Origin of the sequence: Bacillus songklensis, from assembly GCF_042649685.1 — a bacterium.
Classification (GTDB): Bacteria; Bacillota; Bacilli; order Bacillales; family Bacillaceae_H; genus Bacillus_BA; species Bacillus_BA songklensis.
This window is the reverse complement of record NZ_JBHRZT010000020.1, coordinates 56,019-72,655: the sequence shown is the minus strand read 5'-3', so window position 1 is coordinate 72,655 and position 16,637 is coordinate 56,019. Positions and strand designations below refer to the sequence as shown.

At 40.6% G+C, this 16,637-nt stretch carries 20 protein-coding genes; all 20 read left to right on the top strand.

The features are described 5' to 3' along the window. The first annotated feature begins 54 nt into the window (after positions 1–54). The 20 genes from hslV to fliY all read left to right on the top strand — a co-directional run bounded on the left by hslV (position 55) and on the right by fliY (position 16,622). Positions 55–597 (top strand): ATP-dependent protease subunit HslV, encoded by a 543-nt coding sequence (gene hslV / locus ACFOU2_RS03375; RefSeq protein ID WP_377912190.1) that lies wholly within the window; start codon positions 55–57, stop codon positions 595–597. Between the two features lie 16 nt (positions 598–613). Then, the gene (hslU, locus tag ACFOU2_RS03370) at positions 614–2,014 is read left to right on the top strand and encodes an HslU--HslV peptidase ATPase subunit (RefSeq protein WP_377912188.1); all 1,401 of its coding nucleotides are present in this window, start codon (positions 614–616) and stop codon (positions 2,012–2,014) included. Between the two features lie 163 nt (positions 2,015–2,177). Continuing rightward, a complete protein-coding gene (codY, locus tag ACFOU2_RS03365; RefSeq protein ID WP_377912186.1) occupies positions 2,178–2,957 on the top strand; it encodes a GTP-sensing pleiotropic transcriptional regulator CodY in 780 nt (259 codons plus the stop codon). A gap of 403 nt (positions 2,958–3,360) precedes the next feature. Next, positions 3,361–3,753 (top strand): flagellar basal body rod protein FlgB, encoded by a 393-nt coding sequence (flgB, locus tag ACFOU2_RS03360; RefSeq protein WP_377912184.1) that lies wholly within the window; start codon positions 3,361–3,363, stop codon positions 3,751–3,753. A gap of 2 nt (positions 3,754–3,755) precedes the next feature. Beyond that, positions 3,756–4,208 carry a flagellar basal body rod protein FlgC gene (gene flgC / locus ACFOU2_RS03355; RefSeq protein WP_377912182.1) on the top strand — a complete coding sequence of 151 codons (453 nt, stop codon included), beginning with the start codon at positions 3,756–3,758 and terminating at the stop codon, positions 4,206–4,208. A gap of 66 nt (positions 4,209–4,274) precedes the next feature. Then, entirely contained in the window at positions 4,275–4,526 is a 252-nt protein-coding gene (gene fliE / locus ACFOU2_RS03350; RefSeq protein WP_377913554.1) for a flagellar hook-basal body complex protein FliE, read from the top strand. A 72-nt stretch (positions 4,527–4,598) separates the two neighbouring features. Then, positions 4,599–6,194: a flagellar basal-body MS-ring/collar protein FliF gene (gene fliF / locus ACFOU2_RS03345; protein ID WP_377912180.1), complete on the top strand. Its 1,596-nt coding sequence runs from the start codon at positions 4,599–4,601 to the stop codon at positions 6,192–6,194. A 14-nt stretch (positions 6,195–6,208) separates the two neighbouring features. Further along, positions 6,209–7,228, top strand: coding sequence for a flagellar motor switch protein FliG (gene fliG / locus ACFOU2_RS03340; protein ID WP_377912178.1), 1,020 nt, complete (start codon positions 6,209–6,211; stop codon positions 7,226–7,228). Further along, on the top strand, positions 7,221–8,000 hold the full coding sequence (fliH, locus tag ACFOU2_RS03335) for a flagellar assembly protein FliH (protein ID WP_377912176.1): 780 nt from the start codon (positions 7,221–7,223) through the stop codon (positions 7,998–8,000). Before fliG ends, fliH begins: the two co-directional genes overlap by 8 nt. Next, positions 7,990–9,309, top strand: coding sequence for a flagellar protein export ATPase FliI (fliI, locus tag ACFOU2_RS03330; protein ID WP_377912174.1), 1,320 nt, complete (start codon positions 7,990–7,992; stop codon positions 9,307–9,309). The genes fliH and fliI overlap by 11 nt, the downstream gene beginning before the upstream one ends. 5 nt (positions 9,310–9,314) lie before the next feature. Next, positions 9,315–9,758 carry a flagellar export protein FliJ gene (gene fliJ, locus ACFOU2_RS03325; RefSeq protein ID WP_377912172.1) on the top strand — a complete coding sequence of 148 codons (444 nt, stop codon included), beginning with the start codon at positions 9,315–9,317 and terminating at the stop codon, positions 9,756–9,758. 8 nt (positions 9,759–9,766) lie between these two features. Then, complete coding sequence (locus ACFOU2_RS03320; RefSeq protein ID WP_377912170.1) at positions 9,767–10,378, top strand: MotE family protein; 612 nt, start codon at positions 9,767–9,769, stop codon at positions 10,376–10,378. A gap of 22 nt (positions 10,379–10,400) precedes the next feature. Continuing rightward, positions 10,401–11,675, top strand: coding sequence for a flagellar hook-length control protein FliK (locus tag ACFOU2_RS03315; RefSeq protein ID WP_377912168.1), 1,275 nt, complete (start codon positions 10,401–10,403; stop codon positions 11,673–11,675). An 8-nt stretch (positions 11,676–11,683) separates the two neighbouring features. Then, a complete protein-coding gene (gene flgD / locus ACFOU2_RS03310; protein ID WP_377912166.1) occupies positions 11,684–12,322 on the top strand; it encodes a flagellar hook assembly protein FlgD in 639 nt (212 codons plus the stop codon). A gap of 19 nt (positions 12,323–12,341) precedes the next feature. Next, positions 12,342–12,719 carry a TIGR02530 family flagellar biosynthesis protein gene (locus tag ACFOU2_RS03305; protein WP_377912164.1) on the top strand — a complete coding sequence of 126 codons (378 nt, stop codon included), beginning with the start codon at positions 12,342–12,344 and terminating at the stop codon, positions 12,717–12,719. A gap of 74 nt (positions 12,720–12,793) precedes the next feature. Next, a complete protein-coding gene (gene flgG / locus ACFOU2_RS03300; RefSeq protein ID WP_377912162.1) occupies positions 12,794–13,678 on the top strand; it encodes a flagellar basal body rod protein FlgG in 885 nt (294 codons plus the stop codon). A gap of 62 nt (positions 13,679–13,740) precedes the next feature. Then, the gene (locus tag ACFOU2_RS03295) at positions 13,741–13,950 is read left to right on the top strand and encodes a flagellar FlbD family protein (protein WP_377912160.1); all 210 of its coding nucleotides are present in this window, start codon (positions 13,741–13,743) and stop codon (positions 13,948–13,950) included. A gap of 4 nt (positions 13,951–13,954) precedes the next feature. Next, complete coding sequence (gene fliL / locus ACFOU2_RS03290) at positions 13,955–14,383, top strand: flagellar basal body-associated protein FliL (protein WP_377912158.1); 429 nt, start codon at positions 13,955–13,957, stop codon at positions 14,381–14,383. Between the two features lie 30 nt (positions 14,384–14,413). Beyond that, positions 14,414–15,412, top strand: a complete 999-nt coding sequence (gene fliM, locus ACFOU2_RS03285; protein ID WP_377912156.1) for a flagellar motor switch protein FliM — start codon at positions 14,414–14,416, stop codon at positions 15,410–15,412. Continuing rightward, positions 15,402–16,622, top strand: a complete 1,221-nt coding sequence (gene fliY / locus ACFOU2_RS03280; protein WP_377913552.1) for a flagellar motor switch phosphatase FliY — start codon at positions 15,402–15,404, stop codon at positions 16,620–16,622. Before fliM ends, fliY begins: the two co-directional genes overlap by 11 nt. Positions 16,623–16,637: the final 15 nt, after the last annotated feature.

The following is a 16,637-nucleotide window of genomic DNA, read 5'->3' as shown; positions in this document are numbered from 1 at the left end:
GATGCAGAAAATTTCCCGTTCGCTAAAGCGGGATAAATCAAAAGGAGGCGTTTTATGTCAACCTTTCATGCGACAACGATTTTTGCCATTCACCATAATGGAAAATGTGCTATGTCCGGTGATGGGCAGGTTACGTTTGGGAATGCAGTGGTGATGAAACATACAGCCAAAAAAGTACGCCGTTTGTTTCAAGGAAAAGTGTTAGCAGGTTTTGCGGGTTCTGTAGCCGATGCATTTACATTATCTGAAATGTTTGAAGCTAAGCTTGAACAATATAATGGGAACTTGCAGCGAGCTGCTGTAGAACTAGCGAAAGAATGGCGCAGTGATAGAGTCCTTCGTAAATTGGAAGCCATGCTTATCGTCATGAACGAAGAGCATTTATTGCTTATTTCAGGCACCGGTGAAGTCATCGAACCAGATGATGGAATTTTAGCGATCGGTTCCGGAGGCAATTATGCTTTATCGGCAGGCCGTGCTTTAAAACAATATGCAGGTGACCATTTATCAGCGAAAGAGATTGCAAAAGCCGCACTTGAAATTGCCGGTCAAATCTGCGTATATACAAATGAGCACATTATTGTAGAGGAACTGTAAGAAGGGAGGATTTGCTGTGAAAACAAATTTAACTCCACGACAAATTGTTGAAAAACTAGATCAGTACATTGTAGGTCAAACAAAAGCAAAAAAAGCCGTGGCGGTGGCTCTTCGCAATCGTTATCGCCGCAGTATGCTTGCTGAACATTTGCGGGATGAGGTCGTCCCGAAAAATATTTTGATGATTGGTCCCACGGGGGTAGGGAAAACGGAAATTGCCCGCCGCCTCGCTAAACTAGTCGGTGCGCCCTTTATAAAGGTAGAGGCCACAAAGTTTACGGAAGTTGGGTATGTAGGAAGAGATGTTGAATCGATGGTTCGCGATCTTGTAGAAACGTCTGTGCGTCTTATAAAGGAAGAAAAAATGCACTCGGTACGTGATAAAGCAGAAGAAAATGCGAATAGACGAATCGTTAACCTGCTTGTTCCGGGTGACCGTAAGCAGCAAAACTTTAAGAATCCTTTTGAAATGTTATTCGGACAAAATCAAACGACTCAACAAACACAAGATTCAACAAATGAAGATGCTACAGTTGAAATGAAGAAGAGACAATTGGCTCATCAGCTTGCGTTAGGAGAGTTGGAGGATCATTACGTGACGATTGAAGTGGAAGAACAACAACCTTCTATGTTTGACATGCTCCAAGGTTCGGGTATGGAACAAATGGGCATGAACATTCAAGATGCTTTAGGAAGCTTGATGCCTAAGAAACAGAAAAAACGAAAACTGACAGTCCGAGAAGCCCGTAAAGTTCTGACGAATGAAGAGGCCCAAAAGTTGATCGATATGGATGAAGTAACGCAGGAGGCCGTATATCGTGCAGAACAATACGGTATTATCTTCATTGATGAAATTGATAAAATAGCCGGTAAAAACACGCAGTCTTCCTCTGCTGACGTATCACGCGAAGGGGTACAGCGCGATATCTTGCCGATTGTAGAAGGTTCCACAGTTGTGACAAAGTATGGGTCAGTGAAAACCGATCATGTGTTGTTTATTGCTGCGGGAGCGTTTCATCTTTCCAAGCCATCGGATTTAATTCCGGAGCTCCAAGGCCGTTTCCCGATTCGGGTCGAACTTACTAAATTGGCGGTAGAAGACTTTATACGGATTTTAATTGAGCCCGATAATGCCCTTCTTAAGCAATATCAAGCATTATTGGAAACAGAAGGTATACAAATTGAATTTTCTGACGATGCTATACGTAAGATTGCCGAAGTGGCATTTCAAGTGAACCAAGATACAGATAACATTGGTGCACGCCGTTTACATACAATCATGGAACGACTACTAGAAGATCTATCGTTTGAAGCACCGGATGTGACACTGGAAAAAATCGTGATTACTCCGCAATATGTTGAGGAGAAACTAGGAACGATTGCAAAAAATAAAGACTTAAGCCAATTTATTTTATAAGATGAAATTTCCATCAGTGGGGTTTGGCTCTCTGGTGGTTAGTTAAACTAAGGGTTCTTAGGAGCGGTTTTCTCCTTTTGCAGAATCAGGAGCTATACCGCCCGTTAGAACGGGATAATGCGTAAATTTTTATATTGGAAGAATCTCAGGAGGAACAGAAAAGATGGACTTATTATCAAAAACTAGAAAAATTAATGCAATGTTACAAAGAGCCGCAGGAAAGCCGGTAAACTTCAAGGAAATGGCTGAGACACTGCGTGAAGTTATTGAAGCAAACGTATTTGTTGTAAGTCGCCGGGGGAAATTATTAGGCATCGCCATTAAACAGCAAATTGAAAATGATCGTATGAAAAAAATGCTTGAGGATCGTCAATTTCCGGAGGAATATACAAAAAACTTATTTAACATCAACGAAACATCTTCTAACCTTGATGTAAATAGTGAATACACGGCGTTCCCTGTAGAAAACAAAGAACTGTTCCAATCAGGATTAACAACAATTGTTCCGATTAATGGCGGTGGTGAACGTCTTGGTACTTTAATCTTGGCCCGCCTTGAACAAAGATTTGAAGATGATGATTTAATCCTAGCTGAATACGGAGCAACGGTTGTGGGTATGGAAATCCTGCGTGAAAAAGCGGAAGAAATCGAAGTTGAAGCACGCAGCAAAGCAGTTGTGCAAATGGCGATCAGTTCACTTTCTTATAGTGAACTAGAAGCAATTGAGCACATCTTCGAAGAGCTAAATGGAAATGAAGGTTTGCTTGTGGCAAGTAAAATCGCGGACCGTGTGGGAATTACACGTTCTGTTATCGTAAATGCTCTGCGTAAATTAGAAAGTGCGGGTGTAATCGAATCTCGTTCTTTAGGTATGAAAGGTACGTATATCAAAGTATTAAACGATAAATTCCTGGTAGAGCTCGCAAAATTAAAATCTAACTAATCGTAAAGAGGCAATCCTTGTATGGTACTGACATGCAGGATTGCCTCTTATTTATGTTTGTGCGGGAATTTGATCAATTGGGAAGTTAGGGGATTTTTACCAGTATATATTTCCTGTTATCTCCATTTTGTTAAGAGGAAATGATGATAAACATCACGGTCATCTGAACGATTTTTGGCCATAATGAGAAAATTCAATTTGAAAAAGGATTTATTTACTAAGGAAAAAGAACTATTTGTAGAATCGAATTGTAAATTTAGTCCTAAAATTTGTGGCGATAGTGTAAAAAATCACTAAAACTCATAGACATTTCCATCTAATTTCTTTACAATATGAGGGAATAACGAGAAGTCGAATTTTGTCAAAAAAAATACAAAATTTGGCGATAAGTGGGGAGAATTTAGTGAAACTTTTTTCAAATACATTTCAGACGTTGGAACAGGGATTAGATTATTCGGCGTTAAAACAAAAAACGATTTCACAAAACATCGCCAATGTGGACACGCCTAATTATAAAGCGAAAGATGTTTCATTTAAAAACGCTTTTCAACAAGCTGTACAAAGTTCAATGAGAGCGAATCGGACTGATCCCAGACATTATGAATTTACTTCTTCTTCGTCTTCCAATTCCGTCATTATTCGAAAAAATAATTCATATCAGCATAATGGCAATGGTGTGGATATAGATCACGAAATGTCGGAATTGGCCGAAAATCAAATTTATTATCAAGCTTTGGCAGATCGTTTAAACGGCAAGTTTAATTCATTAAAAACCGTCATTGGAGGAGGAAGATAAGCATGTCAATTTTTCATAGTATGAATATTACTTCCTCTGCTTTAACTGCACAACGGTTGAGAATGGATGTTATATCTTCAAATATGGCCAATGTTGATACAACACGAGGGAAGCTTGTAAACGGTCAATGGGAACCGTATCGCCGGAAGATGGTTGTGACACAGCCTAATGAGTCTTTTTCAAGCGTTTTGAATCATGCACTCGACAGCGGTGAACGTGGTATAGGAAACGGGGTAAAAGTTACTGGAATTGTAGAAGATCAAGCTCCATTCAAACTAGTATATAATCCTGAACATCCGGATGCTGATGAACAAGGATATGTAAAATTGCCTAATGTCGATCCATTAAAGGAAATGGTCGACTTGATGAGTTCCACACGCTCTTATGAAGCAAATGTAACCGTACTGAATGCGACAAAAGGGATGCTCATAAAAGCATTGGAAATTGGTAAATAGGAGAGAAGATAAATGATTCAGTCAGTTATGAATAACAGCAGCACAGCATCTATTCCATCAATAAATATGAAACCGGCTGTGTCGGTCAACGAAACAACAAAATCTTTTGGCTCATTTTTAAAGCAATCGATCAGCGAATTGAATAAGTCACAAGTTGCTTCTGATGTGGCGACCGAGAAGCTGGTAAAAGGGGAACAGATTGATTTACACCAGGTAATGATTGCATCACAAAAGGCAAGTATTACGCTTCAAACCGCAATAGAAGTCCGTAATAAAGCAGTGGAAGCGTATCAAGAAATGATGAGAATGCAAGTATAATGAATCTTTTCCATTTACTAGACTAGCCTGTGAGCGGTTATTAGATAGAGAACAAATAACCGGGGGATTATGATGAACGAGAAACTGTTAGCTTACAAAGAAAAGATAAAAGCCTATTGGAGTAATCGAACAAAGTGGCAAAAAGGGTTATTGATAGGCGGCCCAATCGGAATGATAGCCATTGCGGCAATCCTTACATATATCATGACAAAAGATACCTTTGTTCCGCTTTATAGTAATCTATCACCTCAAGAAACCGGTCAAATTAAAGCAGAGTTAGACGGCAGGGGAGTGAAATCCCAAATCTCTGATGATGGGAAAACGATTTCTGTGCCGCAAGAGGTAGTTGATACGTTAAAAGTCGAGCTGGCTGCTGAAGGTATTCCCAAAAGCGGGAGCATCGATTACTCGTTTTTTAGCAAAAATGCCGGTTTCGGTATGACAGATAATGAATTCAATGTGTTAAAAGTAGAGGCAATGCAAACCGAAATTGCGAACCTAATTAAAAATATCGATGGTGTAAACGATGCGAACGTTATGATTACACTGCCGGAAAAAAGCATCTGGGTGAACGAAAAAGATCAGGAAGCCTCTGCTTCCATTGTCTTAAATACAAAACCAGGGTATCAATTCGATGAACAGCAAGTAAAATCTCTTTACCACTTAGTGTCGAAAAGTGTTCCTAATTTACCTACTGATAATGTCGTCATCATGAATCAGTATTTTGAGTATTTTGACCTAAAAAAAGAAGGAGATTTTCTGGAATCTAGTTCTTTTGTTGCGCAACATGAAATAAAAAAAGAAATAGAGCGTGATGTTCAACGACAAGTGCAGCAAATGCTTGGAACGATGATGGGGTATGACAAAGTAGTCGTATCAGTGACGGCAGATGTAGACTTTACAAAGGAAAATCGTGAAGAGAATTTAGTAGAACCAGTTGATAAAGAAAACATGGAAGGCATTGCTGTCAGTGTCGAGCGTATTACAGAAACCTATACGGGAGATGGGGCTCAAGCTGCAGGAGGTGTTCAAGGAACGGGTGAAACGGACATCCCGAATTATCAACAATCCACAACCTCAGGCTCTAATGGTGATTATGAACGAGTGGAAGAACGAATTAATAACGATGTGAACCGCATTCGAAAAGAAATTGTGGAAAGTCCGTACAAAGTTCGTGATTTGGGCATTCAAGTAATGGTCGAACCGCCAAATCCGAAAAATCCAAATTCTTTATCACAAGAACGGGTTGATGATATTACCAAAATATTAGGCACGATTGTACGCACAACCGTTCAACAAGAGGGAACAGAAGACAAATTGACAGATGAAGAGATTGGAAACCGTGTTGTCGTATCTGTTCAGCCGTTTAATGGCAAACCGAAGATGGAAACGAACAAAACAGCAAAAATTCCAGTATGGATGTATATAGTAGGAGCAGGTTTAGTTCTTATTATTCTCATTTTATTATTCCTATTATTTAGAAGAAAGCGCAAAGAAGATGAAATGGAAGAGTATGAAGAGGCATTCGTTCCATTGGATGACATGATTGAGGAAGAAGAACAGCCGTTGACAGAGTCGCAGCAGCGCCGTCAAAAATTAGAACAGCTGGCAAAAGAGCATCCGGAAGAATTCGCGAAGTTATTGCGTACTTGGATTGCTGAAGATTAAGAGGGGGGAAACCATTGGGAAAAGCAGATCAAAAAAAGGAATTGACGGGAAGACAAAAGGCTGCCGTCCTACTTATCTCACTTGGACCTGATGTGTCAGCACAAGTATATAAGCATCTATCAGAAGAGGAAATTGAACGGTTGACTCTTGAGATTTCAGCAATGAGAAAAGTTGATTCAAGCATTAAAGATACAATCATGGAAGAGTTTGAACAAATTGCCCTTGCGCAAGACTATATTGCGCAGGGGGGAATCGGGTATGCCAAAACCGTTCTTGAAAAAGCGCTTGGTTCTGAGCAGGCCGCGATGATCATTAATCGACTAACCTCTTCGTTACAAGTGCGCCCGTTTGATTTTGCCCGTAAAGCGGACCCAAAACAAATTTTGAATTTTATTCAGAATGAGCATCCACAAACGATTGCGCTGATATTGTCATATTTAGAGCCCATCCAAGCGGGACAAATTCTGTCAGCACTTCCTCAAGAGCAGCAGGCAGATATAGCACGAAGAATTGCCATAATGGACAGCACTTCACCAGATGTCATCAATGAAGTCGAACAAATTTTGGAGAGAAAGCTCTCTACGACCGTAACTCAAGACTATACACAAACGGGCGGGGTCGAGTCCGTCGTAGAAGTGTTGAACGGTGTAGACCGGGCGACGGAGCGTACAATTCTAGACGCTCTCGAAATTCAAGATCCGGAGTTGGCAGAAGAAATTAAGAAGAGAATGTTTGTATTTGAAGATATCGTGACTCTAGATAACCGCTCTATCCAGCGGGTGATTCGTGATGTGAACAATGAAGATCTGCTTCTAAGCCTGAAAGTCGCGAGCGAAGAGGTCAAAGAAATTGTCTTTCGAAATATGTCAAAGCGGATGGCCGACACCTTCAAAGAAGAGATGGAATTTATGGGACCTGTACGCTTAAAGGACGTCGAAGAGGCACAGTCAAGAATTGTGGGAACAATTCGCCGTTTAGAAGAAGCTGGTGAAATTATCATAGCCCGTGGTGGAGGAGACGATATTATTGTCTAGTATCATCAAGTCTCAATATACAAAAGACCATGTAGTACAGAAAAAAACGATTCAAATTAAACATTTCGCTTCTGCTGGATCCGTTGAACGGGAGGAACAGACAGTTGAAGAACAGCAGACCCACCCGGAACAAATCATCCAGGAAGCACTGGCGAAAGCAGAATCCATTAAGCAGCAAGCGCAATCTATGTTGCAACAGGCAAGAAGTCAACTGGATGCGGATAAGCAACAGTGGGAAGAAGAGAAGCAAAAAATGGCTCAAGACGCCAAGCGAAAAGGGTATGATGAAGGACTTCGCCTGGGAAAACAAGAAGGGATGCAGGCTTATCGTGCTTTGTTGGCCGAGGCGAAAGAAATGATCGACCAGACAAAACGAGATTATCACTCTTATATACAGTCTTCAGAAGAAGTTATTTTAAATCTCGGCTTTGAGATAGCGGAAAAAATTATCGGTCAGCAGCTAGAACAAGATAGAGAGAAATTTTTGCCCCTTGTCAAAACGGCAATAAAGGAAGTAAGAGAACATAGAGAAATCCACCTGTTTGTTTCTACATGCTATTACTCAGTTGTACATGAAAAGAAAGAAGAATTGTTGTCTTTGCTAAACGGGGAAATGAATTTGTTCATTTATCCCGATGAAGAGTTATCTGAAATGGCTTGTATCATTGAATCGTCGTTTGGCCGCATTGATGCAAGTGTAGATTCTCAGCTTGCTGAAATAAAAAAACAATTATTAGAGCTGTTAAAGGAAGAGAGTGGGCATGAAGGTTAGAGATTTAATCAGTGAGGTCAAACAGATTCCTTCCTTTAAACGTTACGGTAAAGTAACAAGAGTTGTGGGATTAATGATTGAATCAAGAGGACCCGCTACATCCATTGGAGATGTTTGTTACATTTACGTCGGTCACCACAATCAACGCAAGCGAATTCAAGCTGAAGTGGTAGGGTTTAAGGAAGAGCATGTCATCTTAATGCCATATACCTCTGTTCGTGATATCTCTCCAGGGTGTATAGTGGAAACGACAGCCAAACCGCTGCAAATTAAAGTAGGGGAAGGGCTCATCGGAAAAGTACTCGATTCCTTAGGTACACCAATGGATGGAAGTGGTTTGTCGAGAGGATTAACGCCGGTTTTAACAGAACAAAATCCACCTAACCCGCTTGAACGTCCACCGATCTCCGAGCCGATTGAAGTAGGTATTCGTACCATTGACAGTCTTTTGACGGTTGGAAAAGGACAGCGAATCGGGATTTTTGCGGGAAGTGGTGTTGGTAAAAGTACCATGATGGGAATGATTGCACGAAACACAAAAGCAGATTTAAATGTCATTGCCTTAATCGGAGAACGCGGACGCGAGGTGCGTGAGTTTATCGAACACGATTTAGGCCCTGAAGGATTAAATCGTTCCGTCGTCATTGTAGCCACATCTGACCAGCCGGCCCTAATGAGGATTAAGGGGGCCTATACGGCTACAGCCATTGCTGAATATTTTCGGGATCAAGGGTTAAATGTGATGTTTATGATGGACTCGGTAACCCGCGTAGCGATGGCCCAGCGTGAAATAGGGCTTGCGATCGGTGAACCGCCGACAACAAAAGGGTATACACCTTCCGTGTTTGCGATTTTACCCCGATTGTTGGAAAGAACAGGTACAAATCAATACGGTTCTATTACGGCTTTCTATACAGTGCTCGTAGACGGAGATGATATGAACGAACCGATTGCAGACACAGTCCGGGGGATTGTAGACGGACATATTGTGCTTGATCGAAATCTGGCTAATAAAGGGCAATATCCTGCCATTAATGTTTTAAAAAGTGTCAGCCGTGTCATGAATAATATCGTATCATCCGAACATCGGCAGGCCGCTGAAAAATTGCGGGATTTATTATCGACTTATATTAATTCGGAAGACTTAATTAGCATCGGGGCTTATAAAAGAGGATCATCGCTTGAGATAGACGAAGCCATTCGCTACTATCCTAAAATTATCTCGTTTTTGAAACAAGGGACAGATCAGAAGATTTCCTTTCATGAAAGCATCGAAATACTTCACCGTCTTGTTCAGGAAGGTGAGTGATTTTTATGAGTTACCAATATAAATTTGCTCGGGTTATGTCGATAAAAGAAAATGAGAAAGATCGCTTAACAGCCGAATATAACGAAGCGGTTCAAAAGTTTGAAAAAGCGGGGCAACAATTGTACGAATATTTAAAGCAAAAAGAACAGCTAATCGACCAACATGCTGAAAAAATGGGAAAAGGCCTGTCTATTACGGAAATTAAACAATTTCAGTTATTTATTGAAAACCTGGAGAAAATGATCAGCATGTGCCAGCAGAAAGTGACGACCACCCGCCAGAGGATGCAGATGGCCGAAGTGAAACTTCGCGACAAGAACATGGAAGTGAAGAAGTTCGAAAAAATGAAAGTAAAAGATTTTCAAAGATATAGAGAGTGGCAAAACGAAATGGAGTCAAGGCAGATGGATGAAGTATCGATCCAGCAATATATGATTAGAGGGAATTAGGTGGAAACATGAGTAAAACAACTGAACGAATAGAGGAAGAACGTCAGCATAGTAAAGGTCAAGTTTTTCTCTTTGTCATTTTCATCCCGACTCTATTCTCTATTGCTCTAATATATACGATTTTAACGGTGGCCGACATCAACATCACAGAAAAAATAAAAACGGCAAGCGGACATATTCCTTTTGTTGCTTCTAGTAAGGAAGAAAAAAATGTAGAAGAGCAAGCAGTTCAAAAATCAAAAGAAATCAAACAGCTTGAACAAGCCTTACAGGAGAAAAATGAGAAAGTGCACAATTTGATGGACACTGTAAATGAAAAAGAAATGGCGGTTGAACAACTGCAAGTTCAAGTGCAGCAGCTAAAGGAGCAATTAAAGGAAGCAGAAGCAAATAAACAAGAGCAAGAAATAAAAATGCAGGAAGTGGTCAACACTTACGAGAAAATGACGCCGAAAAAAGCGGCCCTTATCCTTTCGGAGCTAGAGGCAGACAAAGCCGTCCTCCTGCTGGAGAAACTCAAAACGGACCAACGCACAGCGATTCTAGAAAAAATGGAACCGGCTGTTGCGGCTCGCTATACAGTATTGTTATCAGAGAAAGTGAGTGAAGAGGTTGAGTAGAAGCTGAAAGGGGGTGAATGAAATGATATTGCAAGTATTGGCACCAGGTGCCGCAAAGGTGAATAATCCTTTTAGTCAGGGCCTGTCGTCGATGAAGAACCCAAATGGTTTTGGTTCTGTTTTGGAGCAAGTTCAATCGGAAGAATTTTTAACACCGGTACAGAAGCAGGATGAATCCGGAGAGATGGAAGGCAGAGAGGCCGAATTCCTTCTTCTGTTAAACGGACTAATGTTTGAGCAAATCCCCGATCATTCTGTTGATGTGAATGGAACTGATAAGGGAGAAGAACATGATAAAGCTGTCACATTATTCGATTTTTTATCGGACAGGGTAGAAAAGCTGACCGTATCTAAAGGGAACAATCAATCTATTAAAGAGATGCTTAGTTCTATAAAGGAAATAACAAACCGTTCATCATTGATGATGCCAAGTGGACTTATACCGTTGGACCAATGGCAAAACGTCAAGGATATATCCGGATTGACGGGAAATCCGGATTTGGAAAAGGTTTTCTTAACTACCTTTCTATTGATGAATGGATTAGAGAAAGTCGATGATCAGTTTAGACGTCAGTTCAAATTGATGGAAAGCAGCATCAAGCAATCCGTCTTACCTAGTGTTTCAGAGCTTGACTACCTTATTCAAAACGTGGAAGAGAGAGTGCAAAAAGATACACCAAAGCCTCCGTCGTCTTCTCCTTTGTTTTCGAAACTGACGCCGGACTTGAAAAACTTGACGAATACATATGAGACAACGCTAAAAACAGAAGAAACAAGTATGGTTAACAATCAGCAGGCTTCTTCGATTGGCGCACCGATGAGTAAAGTCGAACAGTATGTTCTGCACCTGGGTCAAGGAGAAAAAGGTCAAGAGGCAGAAAAGCTAACGAAAGATTTTCAGCAAATTTTATCACGAAGTGTGCTTACCCAAAACAGTCAACAAACAAAATTAACGATAAAGCTATATCCGGAGCATTTGGGTGCCGTACACATTGAATTATTAAAGAACGAACATGGCATGACCGCCAAGTTCGTTGCGTCCACCCAACAAGCGAAGGAGCTGTTGGAATCACAATTATCCTCTTTGAAACAAGCCTTTATCCATCAAAATGTTCAAGTGGATAAAATCGAAATTCAGCAAATCCAGCCGCTCGATCAATCTTTAAACCACTTGCTTAAAGACGGGTCCCGCGAACAGGAAAAGCAGCAAAAAGAAGATGAGAGAAAAGATGAAGAGCAAAGTGAATCCAATTTTGCCGCTTCCTTTGAAGAAGTATTGCTAAATTTGAATATCTAGGTGATGAGATGACGAGTAAAATAAGCCCTGATTTATTTTTATCATCGTATCAAAAGAAAGAGAGAAAAACTGGTGACAGTAATTTAGGAAAAGATGACTTCCTGAAAATTTTAATGACACAGCTGCAACATCAAGATCCTATGAATCCGTTGCAGGATAAGGATTTTATTGCCCAAATGGCGACTTTCTCTACCCTTGAACAGATTACAAACATGGCGCAATCTTTTGATGCCCTTGTCCAGCGGCAAAATGAAACGAATCTGGTTACATATCAACAAATGATAGGAAAAGAGATCAAATGGCATAAAACAGCAGAAGATGAAGAGGGAAATTCCAATATAGAAACAGGCACGGGTGTTGTACAATCACTTTTATATGAAAACGGTTCTGTTGTATTTGCTTTGACGGACGGGACAACTTTAACACCTGCCAATATATCGGAAGTCCATGAGATGCCGATTGAAAATTGTATGGTGCAAGCAAGTCAGCTCATTAATAAAAAGCTTACTTGGCAAGATGGGAATGGAGCAGAACACGAAGCTGCAGTATCTTCTGTCATCTTTAAAAACGGGAAAGCGACATTTGTGATGAATGACGATAATCAATCAAACATTACGGTGGACCAAGTGATGAAAATTAGTCAATGACACTAAAGGTGGTGTGTTGGTGGATAGACGAATTGCTCATAGCTTTCACACAACTCCGATTCCCAGACCTTCCATCAAGAAAAATGTAGGAATCTCTAACCACTCGTTCAAAGACCAGTTTTGTTCCGAAATGCAAAAAACAGAGCTGAAAATCAGCAAGCATGCCAGGGAGAGAATGAATGAACGTGATATACAAATTGGGGATAACGAATGGAATGAGCTTGAGGAAAAGGTAATGGAAGCAAGAAAAAAGGGAGTGAATGACTCGCTCGTTTTAATGAAAGATGTGGCGCTCATTGTAAGTGCCAAAAACAACACGATTGTAACAGCCATGAATCGAGATGAGACAAAATCTCAAATTTTTACAAATATCAATGGGACAATAGTCATTGAATAAGCCGGACCTTATATAAGGAGGCTTAGGCTGCAGACTGACTGAAGCAGCCGTCATAACGAAGGGAGAAAGCGATTATGTTACGATCCATGTATTCAGGAATCAGCGGAATGAAAAACTTCCAGGTGAAGCTGGATGTTATCGGCAATAATATTTCAAATGTCAACACATATGGATTCAAAAAAGGAAGAACGACTTTTAAAGATATGGTGAGCCAACAAATTTCAGGGGCAAGTGCACCGGGAAATGGACGAGGCGGTGTGAACCCGAAGCAAGTTGGTTTGGGAGCCCAAATGGGAACGATTGATACAGTGCATACGCAGGGGAGCTTGCAAACGACTGGCAGAACATTGGATTTATCTATTTCGGGGGATGGTTTTTTTGTGCTTGGAAATGATCCTGGAAGTGGCACCACCGTAAATAATCCGATGTTTACTCGTGCAGGAAACTTCTATCTTGATAAAAATGGTGACATAGTAAATGCCGATGGGTACTATTTGATGGGAGAAGCTTATACTATCAATAATAACTCTTCAAACACAGCTTCTAATAAGGTTGGTAAAATAAAAGTTCCAACAGATGCTAAGAGTTTTAGCATTGGTTCAGACGGTACGGTAAATTATGTAGACAAAGATGGCAATTTAAAAACGGCCGGTGTTATAAGGGTAGCTAAATTCTCAAATAATGATGGTTTAGAGAAAATTGGACAAAATCTGTTTAAAAATACCGCTAACTCCGGTTCTCCAGATACGGATAGTGATGGATTAGAATTAGCCGAGCTTGATATTCCGGGTTCAGACGGAGCGGGCAGTATCGTAGCCGGCACACTTGAAATGTCCAACGTGGACCTTTCGGAAGAATTTACGGAAATGATTGTGGCACAGCGCGGTTTTCAGGCCAATACACGCATCATTACAACGTCCGATCAAATTTTAGAGGAACTTGTAAACCTGAAACGATAGTTTAATAGGCTAAAGGAGGTAAATGCTCAGGGAGAGTGAATCTCCCTGAGTTCCTATAAAACATGGTTACATTGACGCGACTGAATGGAAAACCGTTTATGTTAAATGCCCTTTATATTGAGCAAGTTGAATCATTTCCCGACACGACGATCACGTTAACGAACGGGAAAAAATTCGTTGTTCGCGAGTCAACAGAAGAAGTGAACAATCTTATTACATCTTATTATCGCAAAATAAATGTATTAGGATTGCAAGATAGCGTGGAGGGGTAGTCTTTTGTTTAAAAATAAGCTAGTCAATATTATGCTCATTATGTTATTGGCTCTAACCCTTGTCGGGGCTGTGGCTGTCATCGTCGTATTAAAATTTACTAGTGTTGATGAGACGAAAGAGCCAAGTGCCAAAGAAGTGGTGGAGTCAACTGTCAAAATAGAGGAAATCACGACGAATTTACTTAGCAACCAATTCATTCGCATGTCCTTTACGATCCAAACGGACAGCAAAGATGCGAAAAAAGAATTGGAAATGCGCGACTTTCAAGTTCGTGACATCATTATTAAAGAATTGTCCGATATGAAAGCGGAGCAATTCCAGGGTAAAAAAGGAATTATGGAATTGGAAGAAAGACTGAAAATCAAAATTAATGAACTCATGCAAGAAGGACAAGTTGTAAAAGTGTATACAACCTCCAAAATGCTGCAGTAATGATCATGATGCTTTGAGGAGGTGAGGATGTTGGCTGGCGAAGTATTATCGCAAAGTGAAATCGATGCTTTGTTGTCTGCACTATCAACAGGGGAAATGAATGCAGAACAGCTGAAAAGTGAAGAACAAGAGCGAAAAGTGAAGACTTACGATTTTAAGCGGGCACTACGTTTTTCAAAAGACCAAATTAGAAGTTTAACGCGCATTCATGAAAACTTTGCGCGCATGTTATCAACCGTTTTATCGGCAAGGCTGCGTACGGTTGTACAAATAACGGTGGCTTCGGCCGATCAAATCCCATATGAAGAGTTTATCCGGTCTGTTCCCAAGATGACTGTATTAAATGTGATTGAAATGCCGCCGCTTGATGGGCGTGTCATTATGGAAGTGAATCCCAATATAGCATATGCAATGTTAGACCGTATACTCGGCGGCCGTGGAGAAAGCATCAATAAAATTGAAAGTTTAACGGAAATCGAAACAAAACTGTTAAGTAATCTATTTGATCGGGCTCTCGATAGTTTTCAAGAAGCTTGGTCCGGAATCATTGATGTTAATCCTTTATTATCTGAATTTGAAATCAATCCACAATTCTTACAAATGATTTCACCGAATGAAACCGTCGTGGTCATTGCCTTAAATACACAAATTGCTGAAACAACAGGTATGATTAACATTTGTATCCCGCATGTTGTGCTAGAGTCAATCATGCCCAAGCTTTCTATGCATTATTGGATGCAGTCAACGAAAAAAGAACCGGCGCCGTATGAATTGGAAATGTTACAAAAGAAAATTCAAGTTGCTGATTTACCTATTATTGCAGAGCTTGGTTCAGCTGACATTTCTGTTCAAGAATTTTTGATGTTAGATATTGGAGATGTAATTCGATTGAATCAAGCCGTCGATCGGCCTTTAACAATAAAAATTGGGGATATTCCTAAATTTAAAGCACAGCCAGGAAAAGTAAAGAGAAAGCTTTCGGTTCAAATTTTGGACGAAGTAAAAGGGGGGGACAGCGATAATGAGTGACAACATGCTTTCACAAGATGAAATTGATGCGCTGTTAAGAGGAAGTGCACTTGATGAGGATTTAACCTCAAGGGAGACAGACGTGCCCCCGGTGGATGATTATTTTTCTGAAATGGAAAAAGATGCCCTTGGGGAAATAGGAAATATTTCATTTGGGAGTTCCGCAACGGCTCTTTCTACCTTACTGAATCAAAAAGTGGAAATTACAACTCCAAAGGTGGAACTTGTTTTACGCAACGATTTGGCTTCGGCCTTTCCAAAGCCGTATGTTGCGATTGAAGTAAAATATACAACGGGTTTTTCCGGAGCCAATCTCCTTGTCATTAAACAAAGCGATGCCGCTGTTATTGCCGATTTAATGCTTGGGGGAGATGGGAGAAATGCTTCCGAACTGATGGGTGAAATTCAACTTAGTGCCGTTCAAGAAGCGATGAATCAAATGATGGGTTCTGCCGCTACCTCCATGTCAACGGTCTTTAACAAAAAAGTTGATATTTCTCCGCCAAGCTTGGAACTGCTTAATCTCCTTGAAGGTGAGGGAACAGAAAAAATACCGCCTGATGATATTTTAGTGCAAGTATCCTTTCGCTTGAAAATTGGAGATTTGATTGATTCTGACTTAATGCAGTTATTGCCGCTGCCTTTCGCCAAACAACTGGTAGATGATTTGCTCAACCCTAGCGTGAATGCGCAGCCTGGCAATGATCCAACAGTGAATTATGATCCGTTTCCTAAACAAGAAAGGCCGTCAGAACCGCAAATGCCTTACCGCATGGGACAAGAGGCGTCCCAAACGGCTCCGCCGGTTTATAACAATGCGGAGCCGCCAAGACAGCCAACACTTCAGGCGGCTCAGGGACCACAGCATATTAACCGGCCGTCTTATCCTGTAGATGTACACCCAGCGGCGTTTTCTAGTTTTGACAATACTTCATTACCTGAACAGGAAATACGAAATTTAGATATGTTATTGGATATTCCTCTTCAGGTGACGGTGGAACTCGGCAGAACAAAAAGAACAGTAAAAGAAATTTTAGAACTTTCATCGGGTTCCATTATTGAATTGGATAAATTAGCAGGTGAGCCTGTTGATATTTTATTAAACAATAAGCTGATTGCCAAAGGCGAAGTAGTGGTCATTGAAGAAAACTTCGGAGTTCGAGTAACGGACATTGTCAGCCAAAAAGATCGTATTAATAAGTTGCGTTAACATATATAAGAGGGG

Bases quoted from the DNA above. Each gene is read 5' to 3' on its own strand.
- ACFOU2_RS03295 (WP_377912160.1), top strand. From the start codon at position 13,741: ATGGTTACATTGACGCGACTGAATGGAAAACCGTTTATGTTAAATGCC.
- fliF (WP_377912180.1), top strand. From the start codon at position 4,599: ATGAACGAGAAACTGTTAGCTTACAAAGAAAAGATAAAAGCCTATTGG.
- fliE (WP_377913554.1), top strand. From the start codon at position 4,275: ATGAAACCGGCTGTGTCGGTCAACGAAACAACAAAATCTTTTGGCTCA.
- hslV (WP_377912190.1), top strand. From the start codon at position 55: ATGTCAACCTTTCATGCGACAACGATTTTTGCCATTCACCATAATGGA.
- flgG (WP_377912162.1), top strand. From the start codon at position 12,794: ATGTTACGATCCATGTATTCAGGAATCAGCGGAATGAAAAACTTCCAG.
- fliJ (WP_377912172.1), top strand. From the start codon at position 9,315: ATGAGTTACCAATATAAATTTGCTCGGGTTATGTCGATAAAAGAAAAT.
- fliI (WP_377912174.1), top strand. From the start codon at position 7,990: ATGAAGGTTAGAGATTTAATCAGTGAGGTCAAACAGATTCCTTCCTTT.
- flgD (WP_377912166.1), top strand. From the start codon at position 11,684: ATGACGAGTAAAATAAGCCCTGATTTATTTTTATCATCGTATCAAAAG.
- ACFOU2_RS03315 (WP_377912168.1), top strand. From the start codon at position 10,401: ATGATATTGCAAGTATTGGCACCAGGTGCCGCAAAGGTGAATAATCCT.
- flgC (WP_377912182.1), top strand. From the start codon at position 3,756: ATGTCAATTTTTCATAGTATGAATATTACTTCCTCTGCTTTAACTGCA.
- codY (WP_377912186.1), top strand. From the start codon at position 2,178: ATGGACTTATTATCAAAAACTAGAAAAATTAATGCAATGTTACAAAGA.
- ACFOU2_RS03320 (WP_377912170.1), top strand. From the start codon at position 9,767: ATGAGTAAAACAACTGAACGAATAGAGGAAGAACGTCAGCATAGTAAA.